Raw genomic sequence first — 21,512 nt, 5'->3', positions numbered from 1 at the left:
CTTGCGCACCAGCCGCGCCGCTTTTCCGGCGGTGCGACCTGTTGCCAGGGCCTTACCACCGGAGTCCGCATGAAACGCCTTGCTCGAATCTCGTTGTTGTCCGTTGCCCTGGCCGCCCTCGCCAGCACCAGCGGCCTGTCCTTTGCCCAGACAACCCCCTCCTCCGAGGCCTGGCCACAGCGCCCGCTGCGCATGGTCGTACCCTTCCCTCCCGGAGGCGGCACCGATGCCGTGGCCCGCGCCCTGGGCCAGAAGCTGTCTGCGCGCCTGGGCCAACCAGTGGTCATAGACAACAAGCCAGGTGCCTCCACCATCATCGGCACAGATAGCGTGGTGAAAGCAGAACCCGACGGCTACACGCTGCTGGTGTCGGGCTCCACCAGCTACACCGTCAACGCAGCGCTGCGACACAAGCTGCCGTATGACCCGCTCAAGGACCTGGCCCCTGTGGCCATCATTGCGCGCGCACCACTGGTGATCGTGGTCAACGCCAACTCGCCCTACAAAGACCTGGCCGCACTGCTGGCAGCAGCCAAGGCCGCGCCCCAAACCATCCACTACGCCACGTTCGGATCAGGTTCGGCCCCACATCTGGTCGGGGCGCTGATGGAGCAAGCAGCCAATGTGCGCCTGCAGGATGTGCCCTACCGGGGCAGTGCGCAGGCCATGATGGGGCTGATCGGCGGCGAGATCCAGATGGCCATCGATACGGTGGCCAGTGCTGCGCCGCATGTGCGTTCCGGCAAATTGCGGGCACTGGCCATCGCGGGCAACGAGCGCGCCCGTGCCCTGCCCTCGGTGCCCACCGTGGTGGAGCAAAAGCTGCCTGACGCGGCCTTTGATGGCTGGTATGCCGTGGCCGCCCCGGCGCGCACACCCGCACCCGTCGTGGACAAATTGATCAAGGAGGTGGAGGCCGCCATGCGTGACACCCACCTGCAGGAACAGATTCGTGCCCAGGGCATGGAACCCGTGTTTGTGGGCCCCAAGGCCATGCATGCTGCCATGGACAACGAGATTGGTCGCTACCGCGCACTGGCCCACCGCGCCAAGATCGTGGTGGATTGATACACACCAGACAAGGACAAGCACGATGAACCGACAACAACTGATGGAGAGCGTGCAACGCTACTTCGACGATGGCCGCTTTGCCACCGACCTGCGCCGTCGCGTGGCCTGGCGCACTGAAAGCGACACGGGGCAGGTGGTGCCCGCGCTGCGCACCTACCTCACGGACGAGATCGTTCCCTGGCTGGAGCCACTGGGTTTTGACTGCCAGGTGCTGGACAACCCAGCCCCCGATGGCGGCCCGCTGATGCTGGCGCGGCGCGTGGAAGACGCCGCTCTGCCCACGGTACTGACCTATGGTCACGGCGATGTGGTCAACGGTCAGGACAGCGCCTGGCGTGAGGGCCTGTCGCCCTGGGATCTGACCATTGAAGGCGAGCGTTGGTACGGCCGAGGCACCGCCGACAACAAGGGCCAGCACACGGTCAGCCTCTCGGCGCTGGCGCACACGCTGCAAGCCCGCCAAGGCCGCCTGGGCTACAACGTGACGCTGCTGATGGAGATGGGTGAAGAGGCCGGCTCCCCCGGCCTGGCCGCCTTCTGCGAGCAGCACAGCGACGCATTGAAGGCCGACCTGTTTGTGGCCAGCGACGGCCCGCGCGTGAACGCTGCGCGCCCCACCCTCTTCCTGGGTTCACGTGGCGCCATCAACTTTTCGCTCACGGTGCGCAGCCGCGACAAGGCCTACCACTCCGGCAACTGGGGTGGCGTGCTGGCCAACCCGGCGACGGTGCTCACGCACGCCCTGGCCACGCTGATGGATGCCAAGGGCCGCATTCTGGTCAAGGGCCTGCTGCCGCCCGCAGTGCCCGACAAGCTGCGCACTGCCTTGAAAGACGTGGCCATTGGCACGGGTGCCGATGACCCGGCGCTCACGCCCGGCTGGGGCGAACCCGGCCTCACGCCTGCAGAGCAACTGGTGGGCTGGAACACGCTGGAGGTGCTGGCACTGGGCTCGGGCAACGCACAGCGGCCGGTGAATGCCATTCCCTCCCAAGCGGTGGCCCATTGCCAATTGCGCTTTGTGGTGGGCACCGACTGGAAAAACGTGGAAGCCACGCTGCGTGAGCACCTGGACGCACACGGATTCACGGAAGTGACCATCACCATGGGTATGGTGTGCGGCGCCACGCGGCTGGACCTGCACAACCCGTGGGTGGACTGGACGCTGGCATCTCTGGAGGCCAGCGCGGGCCAACCCGCCACGCTGCTGCCCAACCTGGCGGGTTCACTGCCCAACGACATCTTCGCCGACCAGTTGGGCCTGCCCACGCTGTGGGTGCCCCACTCATACCCAGCCTGCGCCCAGCATGCCCCCAATGAGCACCTTCTGGCCCCCGTGGCGCGCGAAGGGCTGGCCGTCATGGCGGGTATTTTCTGGGATCTGGGCGAGGCGCACGGCACGCCATGGCACGAAGGCCGCCTGACCACTGCGGCATAGGCGCCCAGCTCAAGGCCGTACAAAAAAAGGGGCTTTCAGCCCCTTTTTTGCTTCCCCGACAACCACGCGATCACAGCGCCGGGTCGCGCATCTCCCAGCGAATGGCGTCAATGGCCTTGAGCACCTCGGGCGACAGCGTCGTGCCCCAGGCCGCCAGGTCTTCGTCCAGCTGCACCACCGAGGTCACACCGATGATGGTGCTGGCGACTTGCCACTTGGTGTAGCAGAAGGCCAGCGCCATCTGCGTGGGTGTCATGCCGTTGGCACGCGCCAGTGCGTTGTAGCGGCGCGAGGCCTCCAGCGCCTCGGGGCGTCCCCAGCGCTGCTTGCGCACAGACTCATACGATGCAATGCGCGCGCCCTGGGGTGCCGATGGGCCGGTAATGCCACTGTCGTCGTACTTGCCCGTCAGCAGGCCAAAGCCCAACGGCGAGTAGGCCAGCAGCGCCACATTCAGGCGGTGGCAGGTTTCATCCAGCCCGTTTTCCCAGGTGCGGTTGATCAGGCAGTACGGGTTCTGCACCGTCGCTACACGGGGCAAGCCGTGCTGCTCAGCCAGGCGCACGAACTCGTGCACGCCATAGGGCGTTTCGTTTGACAGACCGATGTACCGCACCTTGCCCGCCTTCACCAGCCCCGCCAGCGCTTCGAGCTGCTCGTGGATGGGCGTGGTCGAGGTCTCCTTGGCGGGGTCGTAGTACAGCGTGCCGAAGGCAGGCACATGGCGCTCAGGCCAGTGGATCTGGTACAGGTCGATCACATCGGTCTGCAGGCGGCGCAGGCTGCCTTCGCACGAGGCCACGATGTCTGCGGGGGTCATGCTCTTGCCCTCGCGCACCCAGGGCATGCCGCGCGAAGGGCCCGCCACTTTGGTAGCCACCACCAGCTTCTGACGCGCGCCGGGGTTCTTGGCAAACCAGTTGCCAATGATGGTCTCGGTGGCGCCAAAGGTCTCGGCCTTGGCTGGCACCGAGTACATCTCGGCCGTGTCGATGAAGTTCACGCCCCGCTCCAGCGACCGGCTCAGGATGGCGTGCGAATCGGTTTCCTGGACCTGTTCACCAAACGTCATGGTGCCCAGGCAGATGGGGGTGACAAGCAGGTCACTCTGACCCAAGGGGACTTTGTTCATGCGGAAAAAACTCCAATAGACAAGGAAAGAAATGCTGCAGCACTGACGGAGAACCGCCCGTGACCATCACCTGCACGAGGCGGCCGCCGCCGCAGCCAGTACGGTGGGCTGCCTCGGCTACGGTGGAGGATGGTACAAGCGAACGCCGTTGGGGGTGTGCCAGGGGGCATCGGGCGACCCACCGCTCCGGCAGACGCCGCGCCACACACGCCTGCCGCGCATGAGCCCCCTGCCGACACGCACCCGTATTCCATCGAAAAATTGAACAAAAATGGCTACAAGCGCTTATTCATCAAGCGCTAGCAGCTATCTATTCAGTAGCGCACTACACCTTTGGGTCACGTTGCGCCACAAACGCGTCAGCAAAGAACGCGGTGGACGGCAAGCCTGCATGGGCCACAAAATCCCGCCGCGCTGCATCCACCATGGCAGGGGCGCCACAGGCGTACACCTCATGCTGCGAAAGATCGGGGTGGTCCTGCAGCACTGCCTGGTGAACCCATCCGGTGCGCCCGGTCCAGCCATCAGCGGCCGAGGCTTCAGACAGCACCGGCACATAGCGCAGCCGCCCAGGCCATGCCAGCTCCCACTCCCCACACAGGCCGTGCAGGTACAGGTCAGATCGGGTACGGCCACCCCAATACAGGTGCACCTGGCGCTGGCTACCACTGCGTGCCGATTGTTCGACCAGGGCTTGAATGGGGGCAAAGCCCGTGCCGCTGGCCAACAAAATGGCGGGGGTATCGGTGGCGGTGTGCATGCCAAAGGTACCCAGCGGCCCTTCGATACGCAGCACATCGCGGACCTTGAGTTTGCCGAACACCTGGTCGGTGAACTGGCCGCCCGGCAGGTGACGGATATGCAGTTCCAGCAGTTCAGTCCCCTCGCGCGCCGGGGTGGCCAGCGAATAGCTGCGCCGCCGGTTGCCAGGCAGCAGCACATCCACATACTGGCCTGCCGCGTAGTGCAAGCGCTGGCCAGCAGGCGGTTGCAACTGCACGCGCATCACATCGGTTGCCAGGCGCTCCATGGCCACCACCCGCACCGGCAGCTTGCGCACCTCGATACCCGGAATGTGGGGAATCTCGGCACACTCCAGCTCCAAATCACCCGCCGCTGCCGAGCAGCACAACAGGCGCTGGCCCTGGGCCCGCTCTTCGGTCGTCAATGCGGTGGGTGAAGCCCCTGCCATGCCGTCGACCCGCCCCTTCAGCACCAGCGCCCTGCAGGCGCCACAGGTGCCCGTTTTGCACTGATGGGGCAGGCGGATGCCCGCGTGTGCCGCAGCGTCCAGCAGGCTCTCACCGGCCCGGGCCACAAACACCTTGCCAGCCGGAAGCAACGTGACACGGTGCTCCTGCGCAGAGGGGTCACCAGATACCGGTGCAGATGGCGGGTTCAATCGATCCAAGTCCAAGTCCAAATCAAAGTCTTTCATGACCCAGCCCTTTGCCCGTCACACCGTGAGGTAACGCGACCACAGGCTGCGGTCTGCATTGAGCGCGGCAGAGTCGCCCTGCCATACCACCCGCCCGCGCTCCAGAATCACATGGCGGTCGGCCAGATCCACCAGCCGGTGCACGTATTTGTCCACCACCAGAATGGTCTGCCCTGCCGCCTTGAGCGTGGCCAGGCAGCGCCAGATCTCCTCGCGGATCACCGGGGCCAGGCCTTCAGTGGCCTCGTCCAGAATGAGCAGGCGCGGGTTGGTGGACAGCGCGCGGCCAATGGCCAGCATCTGCTGCTCGCCCCCGAGAGCTGGTTGCCCAGGTTGTTCTGGCGCTCCTTGAGGCGCGGAAACACGCCGTAGATACGCTCCAGGTCCCACGCATCGCGCAGGCCATTGCGATGGTCGGCAAAGGCCACCAGGTGCTCGCGCACGGTAAGGTTGGGAAACACATGGCGTCCCTCGGGCACGATGGCCATGCCCAAGCGGGCAATCGCATCGGACCTGAGCCTGCCGGTCGCCTCCCCCGCAAAGCGGATGCCACCGGCTGTGGGGCGCAGCGCGCCAACCAGGGTCTTGATGGTGGTGCTTTTGCCCATGCCGTTGCGCCCGAGCAGCGAGACCACTTCGCCTGCCGCGATCTGCAGGTCAATGCCGAACAACACCTGGCTCACGCCGTAGCCGGCCTCCAGGGCCTCGCAACTCAACAAGGGCTCTGGCGCGCTCATGCAGTGGTCTCCAACGTTTCGGTGCCGAGGTACACCGCCTGCACCTCGGGGTGGTTGCGAATCTCGTCGGGCGAGCCAGCGGTGAGAACACGGCCATACACCAGCACCGAGATCCGGTCGGCCAGGCGGAACACTGCCTCCATGTCGTGCTCGATCAGCAACACCGCCATGTCCTTGCGCAAGGCCTCGATGAGCTGCACCATCTGCTGCGACTCATCCGGGCCCATGCCAGCCATCGGCTCATCCAGCAGCAGCAACTTGGGGGCCGCCGCCAGTGCCAGCGCCACATCCAGCGTGCGCTGCGCGCCATGCGGCAAGGCACCCGCTGTGTCGGCAAGGCGGTGTTGCAGCCCCACGCGTTCGGCCAGTTGTTCTGCCTTGGCGTACAGGTCAATTGCTTGCGAACGTGGCTGCAAAAAACGAAAGCTGGAACCGCTGTGCGCCTGCACGGCCAGCAGCAGGTTGTCGCGCACCGTCTGCGCAGGAAAGATGCGTGTCACCTGAAAGCAGCGCGACAGCCCGTGCACCACACGGCGGTGCATGGGCAGCGGCGTGATGTCTACGCCATCAAGCAGCACACGCCCCGCATCGGGTTGCAGCAGGCCCGAGATCTGGTGGACCAGCGTGGTCTTGCCCGCGCCGTTGGGGCCAATCAGCGCGTGGATCTCTCCCCGCTCCACCGACAGGCTCACATGGTCTGTGGCCAGCAGGCCGCCAAAACGCTTGACCAGACCTTCGACTTGAAACAGGCTCATCGGGTGCTCCTTGCACGCAGGTCTGCCAGCGCAGCCAGGCCCTTGGGCGCATACAGCGCGGTGGCTATCAACAGCGCCCCCAAGGGCATGTGCCAGTAGTCGGTGTTGAGCTTGAGCACCTCTTCGAGCGTGAGCCACACCGCAGCCCCCACCGGACCGCCCCAGCGCCGGCCCAGGCCACCAATGACCACCATCACGATGAGCGTGGCTGATTGCGTCCAGTGCATCATCGACGGGCTCACAAAGCTATTGCCTGTGGCGAGCAGCGCACCCGCCAGGCCCGCCACGGCGCCCGCCAACACAAACGCAGTGAGCTGCAGCAGATACACCGGGTATCCCAGCGCCCGCATGCGGGACTCGTTGTCGCGAATGCCAGCGAGCGCTGTACCAAACCGCGAGGCCGTGGCCCGGTCAAGCCACCACAGCACCAGAGCCACGAGCGCCAGCACCACCCAATACAGCGGGGACTCATCAGCACTGTTCAGCCCCAGGCCCAGCCCAGGCCGCATCATCAGCGTGTAGCCATCATCGCCCCCATAGCTGCGCAGCGACACAAACACGTAATACAGCATCTGCGCAAAAGCCAGCGTGATCATGATGAAGTACACGCCCTTGGTGCGCAGCGATACCGCGCCGATCAGCAACGCAGCGAATGCAGCAAGAGCCATGGCCCCAGCCCACACCAGCCAGGCCGATGTGACCCCCGCGTCTGAAAGCATGACCACCGCATAGGCCCCTGCGCCCACAAAACCGGCATGCCCCAACGCCACCATGCCGCCAAAACCCATGATGAAGTTCAGACTGGCTGCGGCCAGTGCCACCACCAGCACACGGCGCACAAAGCCAATGTAGAAATCCAGCCCCAGCGCCGCAGCCACCAGGGGGAACAGCGCCAGCGCACCCAGCAGGAACAGAGGCACTAACGCACCGCGCCAACGCGGTGCCACAGCGGGCTGCAGTACGGCAGATGTGGAAGTCAGGGAGGCAGACATCTCAGCCCTTGGCAGAAAACAGCCCCGCAGGGCGGAAAGACAGCACTGCGGCCATCAATGCGTACATGGCCACTTCGGCGCACAGCGGTCCCAGGTCCGCAGCCACGGCCGGCGGCAGTGTGGCGCGCAGCAGCAGCGGCAAGAATGCCCGGCCAATGGTGTCCACCAGGCCCACCAGCAGCGCGGCCACAAAGGCACCCCGCACCGAACCAATGCCGCCAATGACAATGACCACCAGCGCAGGGATCAAAATGGATTCACCCATGCCCACCTGCACGGCCATGATGGGCCCCATCAGCGCACCGGCCAGTGCGGCCAGCGCAGCCCCCAGCAGAAAGATGCCGCTGAACACGCGCTTGACGCGCACGCCCATCAGCTCGGCCATCCACCGGTCGGACGCCCCCGCCCGCACCAGCATGCCCACGCGGCTGTGATTGACCAACAGGTACAAAAGCCCTGCCACCAGCACCCCGGCGCCCAGCACTACCAACCGGTACGAGGGATAAGGCAAGCCGGCGAACAGCTCCACCGGCCCCGCCAATGCGGCGGGCGTGGGCGCCATCACGGGGGACGGGCCCCACACCATCTTCACGGCATCGTCGGCCACCAGAATGACACCGAACGTGGCCAGCACCTGGGCCAGGTGGTCACGTCCATACAGGCGGCGCATCAGCGTCACCTCCAGCAGCACGGCCACCAGCATCGTGGCCGCAATGGCCACTAGCACGGCGCCTGCCAGCGAGCCGCTTTGCACATGCACTGTGGCCGCCACATAGGCCCCCACCATGAACAGCGAGCCATGCGACAGGTTCATCACGTCCATGATGCCGAAGACCAGCGTAAGGCCCGCAGCGATGAGGAACAGCATGAGGCCATAGCCCGCGCCGTTGAGCAGTTGCTCGAAGACAAGTATCGGATTCATGGTGCGCAATGGCCTGTGCAAATGGGCTGCCAACGATCACTTCAAGGGGCACTGGCTGGCATAGGCATCGCCATAGTTCTCCAGCACCGTCTTGATGGTCTTGTTCGTCACGCGGCCTTCGGCGTTTTTACCGATGGTGCGCAGATAGAAGTTCTGTACCGGGTAGTGGTTGTTGGCATAGCGGAACGAGCCGCGCACCGAGGGGAACTGCGCCTTGGCCAAGGCCTTGATGAGGGCCTCTTTGTCGCTCACCTTGCCCCCTGCGGCCTTCACGGCGGCGTCCATGGCTGCGATTACGTCATAGGCCTGGGCTGCGTAAATGGACGGATAGCGGCCGCCGTATTCCTTGCGAAAGGCGGCCACAAAGGCCTTGTTGGCCGCGTTGTCCATGTCGTGCGCCCAATGTGTAGTGTTGAACAGACCCAGCATGGGGTCGCCCACCGCGCCAATGATGTCCTCATCGGCCGAGAAGCCACTGGTGACCAGCGTGATGTCCTTGGACAGGCCTGCGCCCACAAACTGTTTGATGAAGTTGATGCCCATGGCACCGGGCAGGAAGAAATACACCGCATCGGGCTTGGCTGCGCGCAGCTGGGCCAGCTCGGTGGCGTAGTCGATCTGCCCGACCTTGGTGTAGATCTCATCGGCCACCTGGCCTTTGTACTTGCGCTTGAAGCCGGTGATGCCATCTTTGCCCGCAGGGTAGTTGGGCGCCATTACCACCATGCGGCCGAATTTCTGGTCGGCCGCAAACTGGCCTGCGGCCTCATGGAACTGGTCGTTCTGGTAAGCCGTGCCGAAGAAATAGGCATTGCACTGGGCGCCTGCGAGCTGGCTGGGGCCTGCGTTGTTCGACAGGTAGGGCACCTTGGCTGCAAACAACGACGGTGCCACGGCCAGCGCCACATTGGAGGCAATGGGGCCGGTGAACAGATCGATCTTCTCGCGCTGCACAAAGCGGTCTACCAGCTGCTTGGCCTGATCAGGACTGCCCGCCATGTCGGTCTGCACAAACTCGACAGGCTGGCCGCCCAGCTTGCCCCCGAGCTGTTTGATCGCCAGGGCAAAGCCGTCACGCGCCTCGGCCCCAGGGCCTGCAAACGGGCCCGAGATGTCAAGCGCCATACCGACCTTGATAGGGCCGGACTGCGCAATGGCAGACACCGAGGTGCAGGCCACCAGGGCCACCAGGGCTGTCAGGCGCGCCACTGCGTGCACACGGGAGGTTGAGCGAAATGTGAGAGCCATGTTCAGTCCTTGTCTAACAACGTTCAAAAGAAAATCGGTGCGAACCACCTGGTCTGCCAACCGCCCGCTCTGCGGGCGCATGCACCACCAAGGGCGCTACACGCCCACCTCGACCCGCCCCGCCACCACGCGCACCGGGAACGTGCGCACCGCTTCGGTGACCGGCGCCTTGCAAGGGGCGCCCGTGCGGATGTCGAAGGTGCCCTGATGCAAGGGGCATTCCACGCAGCCGTCTTCCACGTAGCCGTCGGACAATTTGGCGGCGCCATGGGTGCACAGGTCGTACAGGGCATACAAGCCCTCACCCTCACGGAACACCGCGACGGGCAGGCCACCGACCACCACGGGCCAGACGGCGCCGTCCGGGAAATCATCGGGTTCGCCCACGTCGTGCCAAGCGGCACAGGTGGGTTCGGTGTTCTGAATGTCTGTGGTTGTTTGCATGGTGGGCCTCAGATGGGAGTGGCCAGCAAGGTCGGCACGCGCAAGGTGTCGTACACCACCCGCTTGCTGCGGTAGCGCCACTCGCCTTCGTGTTGCACCACTTCGTCAAGGTAAGTGCCCGCCTGGTACACGCTGGAATCCCCGGCCTGGCCGGTGATCACCACGATGTAGCTCGACTGCGTGCGCACCACGCCGTCCTCCACGCCGGTGATGACCAGGCCCGACGTGGCGTGGCGATAAGCATGGTCCTCAAAGATGTTGGCGTTGCGCAGCGAGAGCACACGGTCGCGCAACATGCCAGCATTGCGGCAATACACGATGGGCGCCGGAAAGCCCGCATCGAAGTTCTCCTTGGGGATGATTTCGTAGCGGCAGTCCTCCACGAAAAAGCCAGGCCAGTCTTCCAGCCGGTTGGTGTCCAGCGCACTCACATAGCGGTGCTGAAGTTCCAGCAACTCGGTCCACAGTTGCAGTCTTTGTTGTGTTGTCATCTCGGTGGTTCCTCAATAGCCCATCAGCTTCTGGTAGCCCACCCAGAAGCGGCGGATCAGGTTTTCGGTGATGACGGTGTCCTGCTGGTCCGGCGCTTCGCGGGCCATGGCGATGTAGGAATGCTTGTCGCCATCGCGCACGGTGCCGCGCTGCACCAGCTCGGTGGCCTCGGTGTCTTCCATCGAGATGTAGCCCGCAGGCCCCACCAGGTTGGCCTGCAAAAGGCGCAGCTCGCGCATCTCGGGCGTGTCGTCCTCGTAGCCAAAAAAGTGAAACACCAGCTCGAAGTTGCTGGGCCCCTTGGGCAGCAGCTGGCGCGCCACCAGCGTGTTGTGGATCTGCTGCACCACCAGCTGCGGAAAGATAGGCTGGATATGGTTGGTGGTCATCTCATCGAACTCTTTGATCTGCCCCAGCAGCGTCGGGTCTTCGAGCGAGAAGCCTTCGTCCATCGAGCGGATGTTCTGTGCGCTGTAGGCCGCAGCGGTGTCCGTCTCCACCTCGGGCTTGGTCACCGTGATGATGCTGTGCAGGCCGTGTGTGGCGTCGGGAATGGAGCGCGCCTTCATGCCCACGCGGAAGATGTTGAACGTGGTGTGGAACAAATGCAGCAGGCTCGCGTGGTACGGGTCCTTCACGTTCTCGAAGTACAGCTTCCAGTTCGACTTGGAGTACTGGCGCGTGCAGCCCAGGTAGACGATGGGCTTGTGGAAGATGCGGTCGATCCACGGCCGCATCTCGGCGCCCAGGTACTCGGGCAGCGGCGGGGTGTCGTCACTGAAGGTGGCAAACAGCAGGCCCTTGTAGCTGTCCACTCGCAGCTTATGCAGGTTGTGTTCTTCGGGCTTGAAGTCCTTGGGCATGCCGACCATGCCCTTTTGCCCCCGGCGAAATGGCACACCCTGCAGGTCGCCATTGGCCGCAAAGCTCCACTGGTGGTACACGCAGGTGTGGCTCGCTGCATTGCCGCGCTTTTCGCGGCACACCATGGCGCCACGGTGGGCGCAGCGGTTGACCCAGCACGAAAGGCCGTCAGGGGTGCGGGTGACCACCACGGGCGTATCACCAATGAAGGTGGACTTGAAGTCGCCCACGTTGGGTATCTCGGCCTCCAGCCCCAGAAAACTCCAGACGGGGCCCCGGAAGATGCGCTCTTGTTCACGGTCGTAAACCTCTTGCGCACTGAACACGCGGTACGGTACGTTGGAGCCATCAGGCTGCGGGAAAAACACCTGGCGCTGGGCCTTCAGCGAGGCAGGTGGTGCAACTTCAACAACAGGGATTTCGGACATGGGCAGCACCTTTTCGATGGGATGCCTCATGCTAAAAATCGCGGCGCACTCGCGCTATCCAGTATCGGCACGATGCGCGCAATGCCTGTCCGGTTCTTGCAAATCTGCAGACGGCGCCATGATGCAAAGGGCGCAAGCCAGCGCCCTGCAGCGCATGCAAGCGTTGCAAGGGTTGCAGAGCAACATCAGCTCGGTATCAGGAAAAGGGTTCAGACGCCAGCCGTCTGGCTCGGCAGCTCGCCAAAGCGCTCGCGGTAGTAGCTCGAAAAGCGCCCCAGGTGGCCAAAGCCGAATTCCAGGGCGGTGTCCGTCACGCAGTGGCCCGGCTGTGCCAGCAGGCGCGCACGGACGGCGTCCAGGCGGCGATTGCGCAGCAGCGCCATGGGCGATTCGCCATGGTGGCGCTGGCACAGCATGTTCAGCCCGCGCACGCTCATGCCAGCGGCACGCGCCAGGTCGTCCAGCGCCACAGGGGCGCTGAGGCGGCTGCGCAGGTAGTCATCCAGCCGCTCCAGGCGGCGCAGATCACCCGCCGCAGACGTGCTGGACGACACCTCGATCTGCGGCACCGTGGGCGGTGTATGCACCGGCATGCCCTGCGCACACGATGCCAGGAACAGCGCCACATTGCTCTCCATGTGATCCACCCAGCGGGCATGGGCGGCGCTCTCCACCGTTTGCTGGCTCACGTGCAGCAGCGACTGCATCAGAAAATGCCACTGCTGGCCCTGCACTGACGACAGCGCAACGACGGGGTGCACAAAACGGGTGTCGTTCTGCAGGGATTCAGGCGCCAACGCCCGCAGCAACTGGCACGGCACCTTGAGGATGAGCTGGCGCGCGCCCTGCTGCCAGCGCATGTGCAGGTCACGGCGCGGCGCGATGAGTGCAGCGGCCCCGGCCGGCAAACGGATGGGCACACCATCCGACACCATCTCGGCAACGCCCGAGAGCGACAGATGCACCAAAACGAAGTCATCAAAGGGGCGCGGGCGGATCTCCACCTCCGCACCGTATTGCAGCATGAACATCTGCAACTGGCGGATACGCACTTTGGACAGCGCCGTGTCCACCGCGCCGCCGCACCATTTCAGGCCATGGTCCGAGAACTCGCGGGCCACCAGATCATGCGAATCCACCCGCGCGTCCGAGGTGAACACCGGCCGCCTCTGCAGGGCAGACAGGTCCAGAGACAAGGCAGACAGGGACGCCATCAGAAAAAACCTCTTCGTGGGGAGTGGGTGCAGCACATTCGACGTTGCACGGCATTGATATGCATCAAAAGAGCAATTTCCATACCCAGCGGGCTTGATCCGCCTTTTGTCCGCTGCAGACCGCTTGTCCTGACCGGCCGCATGCCGCCGAACTCCATGCTTGTCGCGGCCTGCACTGCCCTTACCACCCCGAGCCACCTAGGCGACAGGCCCCGCCCCACCCTAGGCTGGCGCCCGACGTAACATCACCGCCACACAGGATGCGCGCCGTGCAGCCACCTGCGCCGCCCCAAACGGTTGCCGCAGCGCCCCTCCCTATGCATCACACTGACCGCCCTGCCCTCCATGTACCAAGCCCTCAAACCCTCCCGCAGCAGCACGCTGGCGCTGCGCCACCTGAACTACCACGTCCGCCACTGGGGCCCCGAGCAGAGTGATCTGCCCCCGCTGGTATTGGTGCACGGCTGGATGGACGTGAGCGCCTCCTATCAATTCACGGTGGACGCGCTGCAGCAGGAGCGGCGCATCATCGCGCCCGACTGGCGCGGCTTCGGGCTCACGTCCAGCGCGCAGGCCGATCATTATTTTTTTGCAGACTACCTGGCCGACCTGGACCTGCTGCTAGACCACTACGCGCCAGGCCAGGCCATCGACCTCGTCGGCCACAGCATGGGCGGCAACGTGGCCATGATGTACGCCGGGGTGCGGCCCGAGCGCATCCGCAAGCTGGTCAACCTGGAAGGCTTTGGCATGCCCGCCACGCGCCCGGCGCAAGCGCCCACGCGCTATGCGCAGTGGATCGACGAAATCAAGCAGCTGCACCAGGGCAACAAGGATTTGAAGACCTATGAGAGCGCTGACGGCGTGGCACGCCGCCTGATGAAGACCAACCCCCGCCTGTCCGAGGACAAGGCCCAGTGGCTGGCCCAGCACTGGGCGCGGCCCAACGCCCAGGGCCTGTGGGAGATCCTTGGCGACCCGGCCCACAAGATCACCAGCGCCCAGCTGTATCGCGTGGACGAGGCCCTGGCCATCTACGAGCGCATTTCGGCCCCCGTACTGGCCATCGAAGCCAGCGGAGACAGCCTCACCCAGTGGTGGAAAGGCAAATACACACTGGATGAATACCACCAGCGCCTGACCCATGTGCGCGCCTGCCGCACCGCCATGGTGGAAGAAGCGGGCCACATGCTGCACCACGACCAGCCCGAGCAGGTGGCGCAGCTCATTGAGCAGTTCCTGAACGAGGCGTGATCAGAATTTGAATAAAATCGGCCGCTAGCGCTTATCCCCAAAGCGTCAGCTGCTATCAATTTTAAAAAATTACCCTCCCTGAACGTGGGTGGACCGGGGTCTCTGTGGCGCGATCTGCCCTGCCAGGGGACATTGATAGGGCTCTGGCCCATCCCATGAGAAAATTGCGGGTTATTCCACAGAACACCCAGGACAAGAATCATGGACGCAGAACGTATCAACCTCATTGGCAACACCCTTTCCGACCTGACCGTGCGAACGCAAGAGTTACGGAGGTATCTTTGACTTCGATGCCAAATTTGAACGCCTGCGCACGGTAAACGCGTCGCTGGAAGACCCTTCGGTCTGGAACGATCCAAAGAAGGCCCAGGAGCTGGGCAAAGAAAAGAAGTCGCTTGATGGCGTCGTATTGACGCTGGAAAAGCTCACGCGCGAGCTGGCCGACAACACCGAGCTCTATGACATGAGCAAGGAAGAAGGCGACGAAGATGGCCTGATGACCATCGAGGCCGAGACCGCCAAGCTCAAGCCCGAGATCGAGCAGTTGGAGTTCCGCCGCATGTTCCGCATGGAGGCCGATCCGCTCAACTGCTTTATCGACATCCAGGCTGGCGCCGGTGGCACCGAGGCCTGCGACTGGGCCAGCATGCTGCTGCGCCAGTACCTGAAGTACGCCGAACGCAAGGGCTTCAAGACCACGGTCGAAGAAGAAACCCCAGGCGATGTGGCCGGCCTCAAGAGCGCCACGATCAAGGTCGAGGGCGAATACGCCTACGGCCTGCTGCGCACCGAAACCGGCGTGCACCGCCTGGTGCGCAAGAGCCCGTTCGACTCGTCCGGCGGTCGCCACACCTCGTTTGCCTCGCTGTTCGTCTATCCGGAGATCGACGACTCCATCGAGATCAACATCAACCCGGCTGACGTGCGCACCGACACCTACCGCGCATCGGGCGCGGGCGGGCAGCACATCAACAAGACCGACTCGGCCGTGCGTCTGACCCACATGCCCACCGGCATCGTGGTGCAGTGCCAGGACGGCCGCAGCCAGCACGGCAACCGCGACATCGCATGGCAGCGCCTGCGCTCCAAGCTGTACGACTTTGAGATGCGCAAGCGCCAGGAAGAAGCGCAGAAGCTGGAAGACACCAAGACCGATGTGGGCTGGGGCCACCAGATCCGAAGCTACGTTCTGGACAACAGCCGCATCAAGGACCTGCGCACCAACGTCGAAATTTCGGCCACGCAGAAGGTGCTTGACGGCGACCTGGACGCCTTCATAGAAGCCTCGTTGAAGCAAGGCGTTTAGTCGATGACTGCCCCCACTGCGGCCATCATCTTCGACATGGATGGCACCATGATCGACTCCATGCCCTGGCACGCTAAGGCCTGGGTCGAGTTCGCGCGCCGCAGGGGGATGGACATCGATGTGCCCGACCTCATGGCGCGCACCACCGGCAAGAACGGCAACGAGTGCATCGTCGAACTGCTGGGCCGCGCCGTGCATCAAGATGAGGCGGATGCACTCACGCACGAGAAAGAAACCATCTACCGCGAGCTGTTTGCCCCCCGCTTTGCCGAAGTGGCGGGCTTTCGCCAGTTTGCCGCGCAGGTGCATCGGCGCGGGCTGAAGGTGGCTGTGGGTACTGCGGGGGACATCGGCAACGTGGAATTTGCATTGGGCCACCTGGGCCTGCACCCTGCGCCGCTGGCCATCGTGCGCGGCGACGAGGGCCTGCCTGGCAAGCCCCAGCCCGCCATTTTTCTCGAAGCCGCGCGCCGCATTGCTGCAGCGCCCGAGCACTGCATCGTTTTTGAAGACGCGCCTTTTGGCATCGAAGCCGCACGCCGCGCAGGCATGCGCGCCGTGGCCATTTGCAGCACCCACACGCCCGAGCAATTGGCCGGGCCCCATGTGCTGGCTGCCGTGCGCGACTACACCGAACTCATGAACACCGATTTTCTGGAGAGCATCCATGTTGCAACTGCATAACGCAGACGGAAGCGGAGACGGCACAGGCCCGTCCACAGCCATCCGCCGCGAGGACTACACCGCCCCCGCCTACTGGATCGACAGCGTCGAGCTGACTTTCGACCTGGACCCCAACAAGACCCGTGTGCTCAACCGCATGACACTGCGCCGCAACCCCGATGTGGCCGCGCAACCGCTCAAGCTCGACGGCGACGATTTGAACCTGGCGCGTGTGCTGGTCAACGGCCAGGGCACCTCGTTCAAGATGGAGGGCTCGCGCCTGGTGCTGGAGAACCTGCCCGAGGGCAGCGAGCCCTTTGCATTGGAGATCTTCACGACCTGTTGCCCAGCCAAGAACACGCAGCTCATGGGCCTGTATGTGAGCCAGGGCACGTTCTTCACGCAGTGCGAAGCCGAGGGCTTTCGCCGCATCACGTACTTCCTCGACCGCCCGGACGTGATGGCCAGCTACACCGTCACCCTGCGCGGCGACAAAGCCCACTACCCGGTGCTGCTCAGCAACGGCAACCTGGTGGACAGTGGCGACCTAGAGGACGGCCGCCACTTTGCCAAGTGGGTCGACCCGCACAAGAAGCCCTGCTACCTCTTCGCCCTGGTCGCAGGCAAGCTGGTGGCCCGCGAGCAGAAGATCAAGAGCCGATCGGGCACCGACCACCTGCTGCAGGTGTATGTGCGCCCGGGCGACCTGGGCAAGACCGAACACGCGATGAATTCGCTGATGTACAGCGTGGCCTGGGACGAAGCGCGCTTTGGCCTGCCGCTGGACCTGGAGCGGTTCATGATCGTCGCCACCAGCGACTTCAACATGGGCGCCATGGAGAACAAGGGCCTGAACATCTTCAATACGAAGTACGTTCTGGCCAGCGAAGCCACGGCCACCGACACCGATTTCGGCAACATCGAAAGCGTGGTCGGCCACGAGTACTTTCACAACTGGACGGGCAACCGCGTCACCTGCCGCGACTGGTTTCAGCTGAGCCTGAAGGAAGGCCTCACGGTCTTCCGCGACCAGGAATTCAGCATGGACCTGGCAGGCAGCCCGTCGGCCCGCGCCGTCAAGCGCATCGAAGACGTGCGCGTGCTGCGTACTGCACAGTTCCCGGAAGACGCTGGGCCCATGGCCCACCCCGTGCGGCCCGACAGCTATGTCGAGATCAACAACTTCTACACCGTCACGATCTACGAAAAGGGTGCCGAGGTCGTGCGCATGCAGCACAACCTGGTGGGCCGTGAAGGTTTTGCCAAAGGCATGAAGCTGTACTTCGAGCGCCACGACGGCCAGGCCGTGACCTGTGATGATTTCGTGCAGGCCATCGCCGATGCCAACCCTGGCAGTCCGCTCACACAGCACCTTGCACCATTCAAACGCTGGTACAGCCAGGCGGGCACCCCCCGCGTGCGCGCGGCAGGCCGCTATGACGCCGCCACGCGCTGCTATGCGCTCACACTGTCACAAAGCTGCACCCCCACGCCCGGCCAGAGCGAGAAGCTGCCTTTCGTCATCCCGGTGGACCTGGGACTGATCGACGCCAGCACCGGCGCCACCCTGCCCTTGCACTTGTCAGGCGAAGGCACGGTGGGCAGCAGCGCGCCCACTTCGCGCGTGGTCGTGCTCACCGAAGCATCGCAGACGCTGACCTTCACCAACGTGGATGTTGAGCCTGTGCCCTCGCTGCTGCGTGGTTTCAGTGCGCCCGTGGTGCTGGACATCGACTACACCGATTCGCAACTTCTGGCCCTGCTGGCGTACGATACCGATGCCTTCAACCGCTGGGAAGCGGGCCAGCGCCTGGCGCTGCGCATTGCTATCAATGCAATAGCTGATAGCGAACAAAAGACAAGCGCTGACGGCCGTTTTGACCACCAAATCCTCCCCACAGAGTTTGTGGATGCGATGCGCGCCGTACTACACAACCCCTTGCTCGATGCGGCGTTCAAGGAACTGGTGCTCACCTTGCCGTCTGAAACCTACATCGCCGAGCAATTGGAAGTGGTCGACCCGCAGCGCATTCACGCCGTGCGCGAGGCCATGCGCGAGCAACTGGCCCTGTCGTTACAGGCGGTTTGGGAAGCGGTCTGGGAGCAGAACCAGGACACCGGGGGCTACAGCCCAGACCCCATCTCCTCTGGCCGCCGCGCCCTGAGCGGCCTGGCGCTGCACATGCTATGCATCGCTGCACAGCGCACTGGCGATGTGGTGTGGCCCGGCAAGGCCTACCAGCGCTTCAAGGTGGCCAGCAACATGACCGACCGCTTCAATGCGCTGACCGCCCTGGTGGCCAGTGGCAGCGAGCTGGCCACACCGGCACTGGCACGCTTTCATGCGCTGTTCAAGGATGAACCCCTGGTCATCGACAAGTGGTTCGCGCTGCAGGCCGGCAGTCCCGACCGGGGTGGCAACGTGCTGCCGGCCGTGCGCCAGCTCATGCAGCACCCCGACTTCAGCTTGAAAAACCCCAACCGCGCACGCAGCGTGATCTTCAGCTACTGCAGCGCCAACCCCGGCGCCTTCCATCGTACCGACGCGGCGGGCTACGTGTTCTGGAGCGAACGCGTGATCGAGCTGGATGCCATCAACCCACAGGTCGCCGCCCGCCTGGCGCGTGCGCTTGATCGCTGGAAGAAACTGGCCAATCCCTGGCGCAGTGCCGCACGCGAAGCCATCGCCCGCGTTGCCGCCAAGCCCGACCTCTCCAACGATGTGCGCGAGGTAGTTACCCGTGCACTCGCAGATTGAAATGCGCACCCTGAGCCGCTTCGCGTCTTCCCCCTCACGGGGGGCTCCATTCCTGACCCGGCAAAGCCGGTTCCAAGGTGGCACTTGCGTGGGCCGCGATGGCGTCTAAGGCCGTCGCGGCACCAGCGGCATATCGGATTCATTGAAAGGAATATTTGAGATGGCAAAAAGTATCAGCCTGACCCGCTACCTCGTTGAGCAACAGCGGGTCGACGGCCTCATTCCCTCGCAACTGCGCCTGCTGCTCGAAGTGGTGGCCCGTGCTTGCAAAAGCATCAGCCACGCCGTAAACAAAGGTGCGCTGGGGGGGTTCTGGGCACGGCCAGCAGCGAAAACGTGCAAGGTGAGATCCAGAAGAAACTCGACATCATCGCCAACGAAGTTCTGATCGAAGCCAACGAATGGGGCGGCCACCTGGCCGCCATGGCGTCCGAAGAAATGGATGGCATCTACCTGGTTCCCAACCGCTATCCACAGGGTGAGTACCTGCTGCTGTTCGACCCCCTGGATGGATCCAGCAACATCGACGTGAACGTGAGCATCGGCACCATTTTCAGCGTGCTGAAAAAGCCGGATGGCGACCGTGGCGTGGAGGAAGGCGACTTCCTGCAACCCGGCACCCAGCAAGTGGCAGCAGGTTATTGCATCTACGGCCCGCAGACCACCCTGGTTCTCACCGTGGGCGACGGCGTGGCCATGTTCACCCTTGACCGCGAACAGGGCTCCTTCGTGCTCATCGAAGAAAACGTGCGAATTCCCGAAGACACCAAGGAATTCGCCATCAACATGAGCAACATGCGCCACTGGGACGAGCCCGTGAAGCGCTATATCGACGAATGCCTGCAAGGCAAGGAAGGCCCGCGCGGCAAGGACTTCAACATGCGCTGGATCGCCAGCATGGTGGCCGACGTACACCGCATCCTGACCCGTGGCGGCGTCTTCATGTACCCCTGGGATAAACGCGAGCCCCATAAGCCTGGCAAGCTGCGCCTGATGTACGAAGCCAATCCCATGGGCTGGCTGGTCGAACAAGCTGGCGGCGCGGCCACCAACGGCAAGCAACGCATCCTGGACATCCAGCCTACACAGCTGCATGAGCGCGTCAGCGTGATTCTGGGTTCAAAAAATGAAGTAGAACGCGCAACGAGCTATCATTCCACGCTATAATGCAAGGCTAACGCCGGTGTAGCTCAGTCGGTAGAGCAGCTCATTCGTAATGAGAAGGTCGGGTGTTCGATTCATCTCTCCGGCACCAAATGAAAAGCCCTGATTCGCAAGAGTCAGGGCTTTTTTCATGTAGTCAGAATGTGCCCGCGAGGACATTATCAAGGCGCGAGGCCGCAATCTGCAAGCCTTCCGGCGCCACGTGTGCATAGCGTTCCACCATTTCCAGCGTCTTCCAACCACCTAACCGCTGCAATTCATGGGTGGGCGTGCCCGCCTGCCGGTGCCACGTGGCGAAGGTATGCCGCAGGTCGTGCCATCGGAAATCCTCGATGTCCGCTCGCTTTAGCGCTGCCCGCCATGCCTTGGTGTTGACCTGCACGATGGGTTTGCCTTCGTAGGTAAACACATAGGTCAGGTGATCGCCCTGGCGCTTTTGCAACACTTGCATAGCAGCTTCGTTCAGCGGCACGGAATGGGCCTTGCCATTCTTGTGGTCCTCGCCCGCAACCCAAAGGTGCCGCCGCTCCAAGCTGATCTGACGCCATTGCAACTTGGTCACGTTGCTTTGCCGCAGGCCGGTTGCCACCGAGAAAACAGCCATGTCCCGCAAGTGCTCGGGAAGCTGATCCAGTAAGCGTGCGAACTCTTCCTTTGTGAGCGAGCGGATACGCCCGCCCTTGTCGCGCAACATCCCCACCTTTGGGACTCGGTCCAACCATTCCCAGTCGTAGCAGGCCTTGCGCAAGATCGCTCGGACAAGGGCCATGTACCGATTAACGGTGCCAGCAGCCACGCCCTTTGACCGTTTGGCCTTCACTTCGTCAAGCAAGGCCTTGCTGATCTCGTCCAAGGCTTTCCCCCCTAGATGTGGGTGGAACCAGCGCAGCATGGATTTGTCCCAGGCCTGCGTGCGCTTGTGCGTTGTTTCGATCAAAAAGCGCTCGGCGGCTTCGTCCCAAGTTCGACGTGGCTTTACATCAAGTTTTTCTTGCTCCCAGCGCTCGGACTTGAGTTTGTCGTGGTACTGCTGGGCCTGCCGCTTGTTGGCCGTGCCGCTGGAGATCTGCAGGGGTTTGAGCTCGTTTTTGGTAGGGGGAAGACGTATCCACCAATACGGAGAATTTGCGCGTTTGTAGAGGCTCATGCGGCACCTCCTCGCAACTCCCAATCCAGCATTGCCGGGTCGTTC

17 protein-coding genes, 1 tRNA gene and 2 pseudogenes are annotated in these 21,512 nt (G+C 63.5%); 8 read left to right on the top strand and 12 right to left on the bottom strand.

The window, feature by feature from the left end:
- Window positions 1–69 precede the first annotated feature (69 nt).
- On the top strand, window positions 70–1,068 hold the full coding sequence (locus CLU85_RS10350; protein WP_100410188.1) for a tripartite tricarboxylate transporter substrate binding protein: 999 nt from the start codon (window positions 70–72) through the stop codon (window positions 1,066–1,068).
- 25 nt (window positions 1,069–1,093) lie between these two features.
- Entirely contained in the window at window positions 1,094–2,509 is a 1,416-nt protein-coding gene (locus CLU85_RS10345; protein ID WP_100410187.1) for a M20 family metallopeptidase, read from the top strand.
- A 70-nt stretch (window positions 2,510–2,579) separates the two neighbouring features.
- Here CLU85_RS10345 and CLU85_RS10340 read toward each other — a convergent pair whose 3' ends face one another.
- The 11 genes and pseudogenes from CLU85_RS10340 to CLU85_RS10290 all read right to left on the bottom strand — a co-directional run bounded on the left by CLU85_RS10340 (window position 2,580) and on the right by CLU85_RS10290 (window position 13,175).
- Window positions 2,580–3,641 (bottom strand): aldo/keto reductase, encoded by a 1,062-nt coding sequence (locus CLU85_RS10340; protein WP_100410186.1) that lies wholly within the window; start codon window positions 3,639–3,641, stop codon window positions 2,580–2,582.
- A gap of 325 nt (window positions 3,642–3,966) precedes the next feature.
- The gene (locus CLU85_RS10335; protein ID WP_100410185.1) at window positions 3,967–5,079 is read right to left on the bottom strand and encodes a CDP-6-deoxy-delta-3,4-glucoseen reductase; all 1,113 of its coding nucleotides are present in this window, start codon (window positions 5,077–5,079) and stop codon (window positions 3,967–3,969) included.
- 18 nt (window positions 5,080–5,097) lie between these two features.
- Window positions 5,098–5,798: pseudogene (locus CLU85_RS10330) on the bottom strand (ABC transporter ATP-binding protein).
- Window positions 5,799–5,812: 14 nt separating this feature from the next.
- On the bottom strand, window positions 5,813–6,571 hold the full coding sequence (locus tag CLU85_RS10325; RefSeq protein ID WP_100410184.1) for an ABC transporter ATP-binding protein: 759 nt from the start codon (window positions 6,569–6,571) through the stop codon (window positions 5,813–5,815).
- Window positions 6,568–7,563, bottom strand: a complete 996-nt coding sequence (locus CLU85_RS10320) for a branched-chain amino acid ABC transporter permease (RefSeq protein WP_100410183.1) — start codon at window positions 7,561–7,563, stop codon at window positions 6,568–6,570. Before CLU85_RS10320 ends, CLU85_RS10325 begins: the two co-directional genes overlap by 4 nt.
- A gap of 1 nt (window position 7,564) precedes the next feature.
- The gene (locus tag CLU85_RS10315) at window positions 7,565–8,485 is read right to left on the bottom strand and encodes a branched-chain amino acid ABC transporter permease (RefSeq protein ID WP_100412478.1); all 921 of its coding nucleotides are present in this window, start codon (window positions 8,483–8,485) and stop codon (window positions 7,565–7,567) included.
- 36 nt (window positions 8,486–8,521) lie between these two features.
- Window positions 8,522–9,733, bottom strand: coding sequence for an ABC transporter substrate-binding protein (locus tag CLU85_RS10310; RefSeq protein WP_198509168.1), 1,212 nt, complete (start codon window positions 9,731–9,733; stop codon window positions 8,522–8,524).
- A 96-nt stretch (window positions 9,734–9,829) separates the two neighbouring features.
- Window positions 9,830–10,177: an anthranilate 1,2-dioxygenase ferredoxin subunit AndAb gene (andAb, locus tag CLU85_RS10305; RefSeq protein WP_100410182.1), complete on the bottom strand. Its 348-nt coding sequence runs from the start codon at window positions 10,175–10,177 to the stop codon at window positions 9,830–9,832.
- 8 nt (window positions 10,178–10,185) lie between these two features.
- Window positions 10,186–10,668: an anthranilate 1,2-dioxygenase small subunit AndAd gene (gene andAd / locus CLU85_RS10300; RefSeq protein ID WP_100410181.1), complete on the bottom strand. Its 483-nt coding sequence runs from the start codon at window positions 10,666–10,668 to the stop codon at window positions 10,186–10,188.
- A 12-nt stretch (window positions 10,669–10,680) separates the two neighbouring features.
- Entirely contained in the window at window positions 10,681–11,961 is a 1,281-nt protein-coding gene (andAc, locus tag CLU85_RS10295) for an anthranilate 1,2-dioxygenase large subunit AndAc (RefSeq protein WP_100412476.1), read from the bottom strand.
- Between the two features lie 209 nt (window positions 11,962–12,170).
- Window positions 12,171–13,175, bottom strand: coding sequence for an AraC family transcriptional regulator (locus CLU85_RS10290; protein ID WP_232727789.1), 1,005 nt, complete (start codon window positions 13,173–13,175; stop codon window positions 12,171–12,173).
- Between the two features lie 345 nt (window positions 13,176–13,520).
- Here CLU85_RS10290 and CLU85_RS10285 point away from each other — a divergent pair, with 345 nt between their 5' ends.
- From CLU85_RS10285 to CLU85_RS10260, 6 genes and pseudogenes are all read left to right on the top strand, one after another.
- Window positions 13,521–14,429 carry an alpha/beta fold hydrolase gene (locus CLU85_RS10285; RefSeq protein WP_100410180.1) on the top strand — a complete coding sequence of 303 codons (909 nt, stop codon included), beginning with the start codon at window positions 13,521–13,523 and terminating at the stop codon, window positions 14,427–14,429.
- A gap of 201 nt (window positions 14,430–14,630) precedes the next feature.
- Window positions 14,631–15,735 (top strand): peptide chain release factor 2 gene (gene prfB / locus CLU85_RS10280; RefSeq protein WP_100410179.1). Its coding sequence is split into 2 segments (ribosomal slippage): window positions 14,631–14,711 and window positions 14,713–15,735, totalling 1,104 coding nucleotides; the frame shifts between segments, so codons are not numbered across the junction.
- A gap of 3 nt (window positions 15,736–15,738) precedes the next feature.
- A complete protein-coding gene (locus CLU85_RS10275) occupies window positions 15,739–16,419 on the top strand; it encodes an HAD family phosphatase (protein ID WP_100410178.1) in 681 nt (226 codons plus the stop codon).
- Window positions 16,403–19,156 carry an aminopeptidase N gene (gene pepN, locus CLU85_RS10270; protein ID WP_100410177.1) on the top strand — a complete coding sequence of 918 codons (2,754 nt, stop codon included), beginning with the start codon at window positions 16,403–16,405 and terminating at the stop codon, window positions 19,154–19,156. Before CLU85_RS10275 ends, pepN begins: the two co-directional genes overlap by 17 nt.
- Before the next feature lie 160 nt (window positions 19,157–19,316).
- A pseudogene (locus tag CLU85_RS10265) lies at window positions 19,317–20,323 on the top strand (class 1 fructose-bisphosphatase).
- A 12-nt stretch (window positions 20,324–20,335) separates the two neighbouring features.
- Window positions 20,336–20,411 (top strand) — tRNA-Thr (locus tag CLU85_RS10260).
- A gap of 45 nt (window positions 20,412–20,456) precedes the next feature.
- Here the strand turns inward: CLU85_RS10260 and CLU85_RS10255 are convergent.
- Window positions 20,457–21,467: a site-specific integrase gene (locus tag CLU85_RS10255; RefSeq protein WP_100410176.1), complete on the bottom strand. Its 1,011-nt coding sequence runs from the start codon at window positions 21,465–21,467 to the stop codon at window positions 20,457–20,459.
- Window positions 21,468–21,512: the final 45 nt, after the last annotated feature.

The sequence above is a fragment of the Acidovorax sp. 69 genome (genome assembly GCF_002797445.1).
Classification (GTDB): Bacteria; Pseudomonadota; Gammaproteobacteria; order Burkholderiales; family Burkholderiaceae_C; genus Acidovorax.
This window is presented reverse-complemented; position numbering and strand designations above follow the sequence as displayed.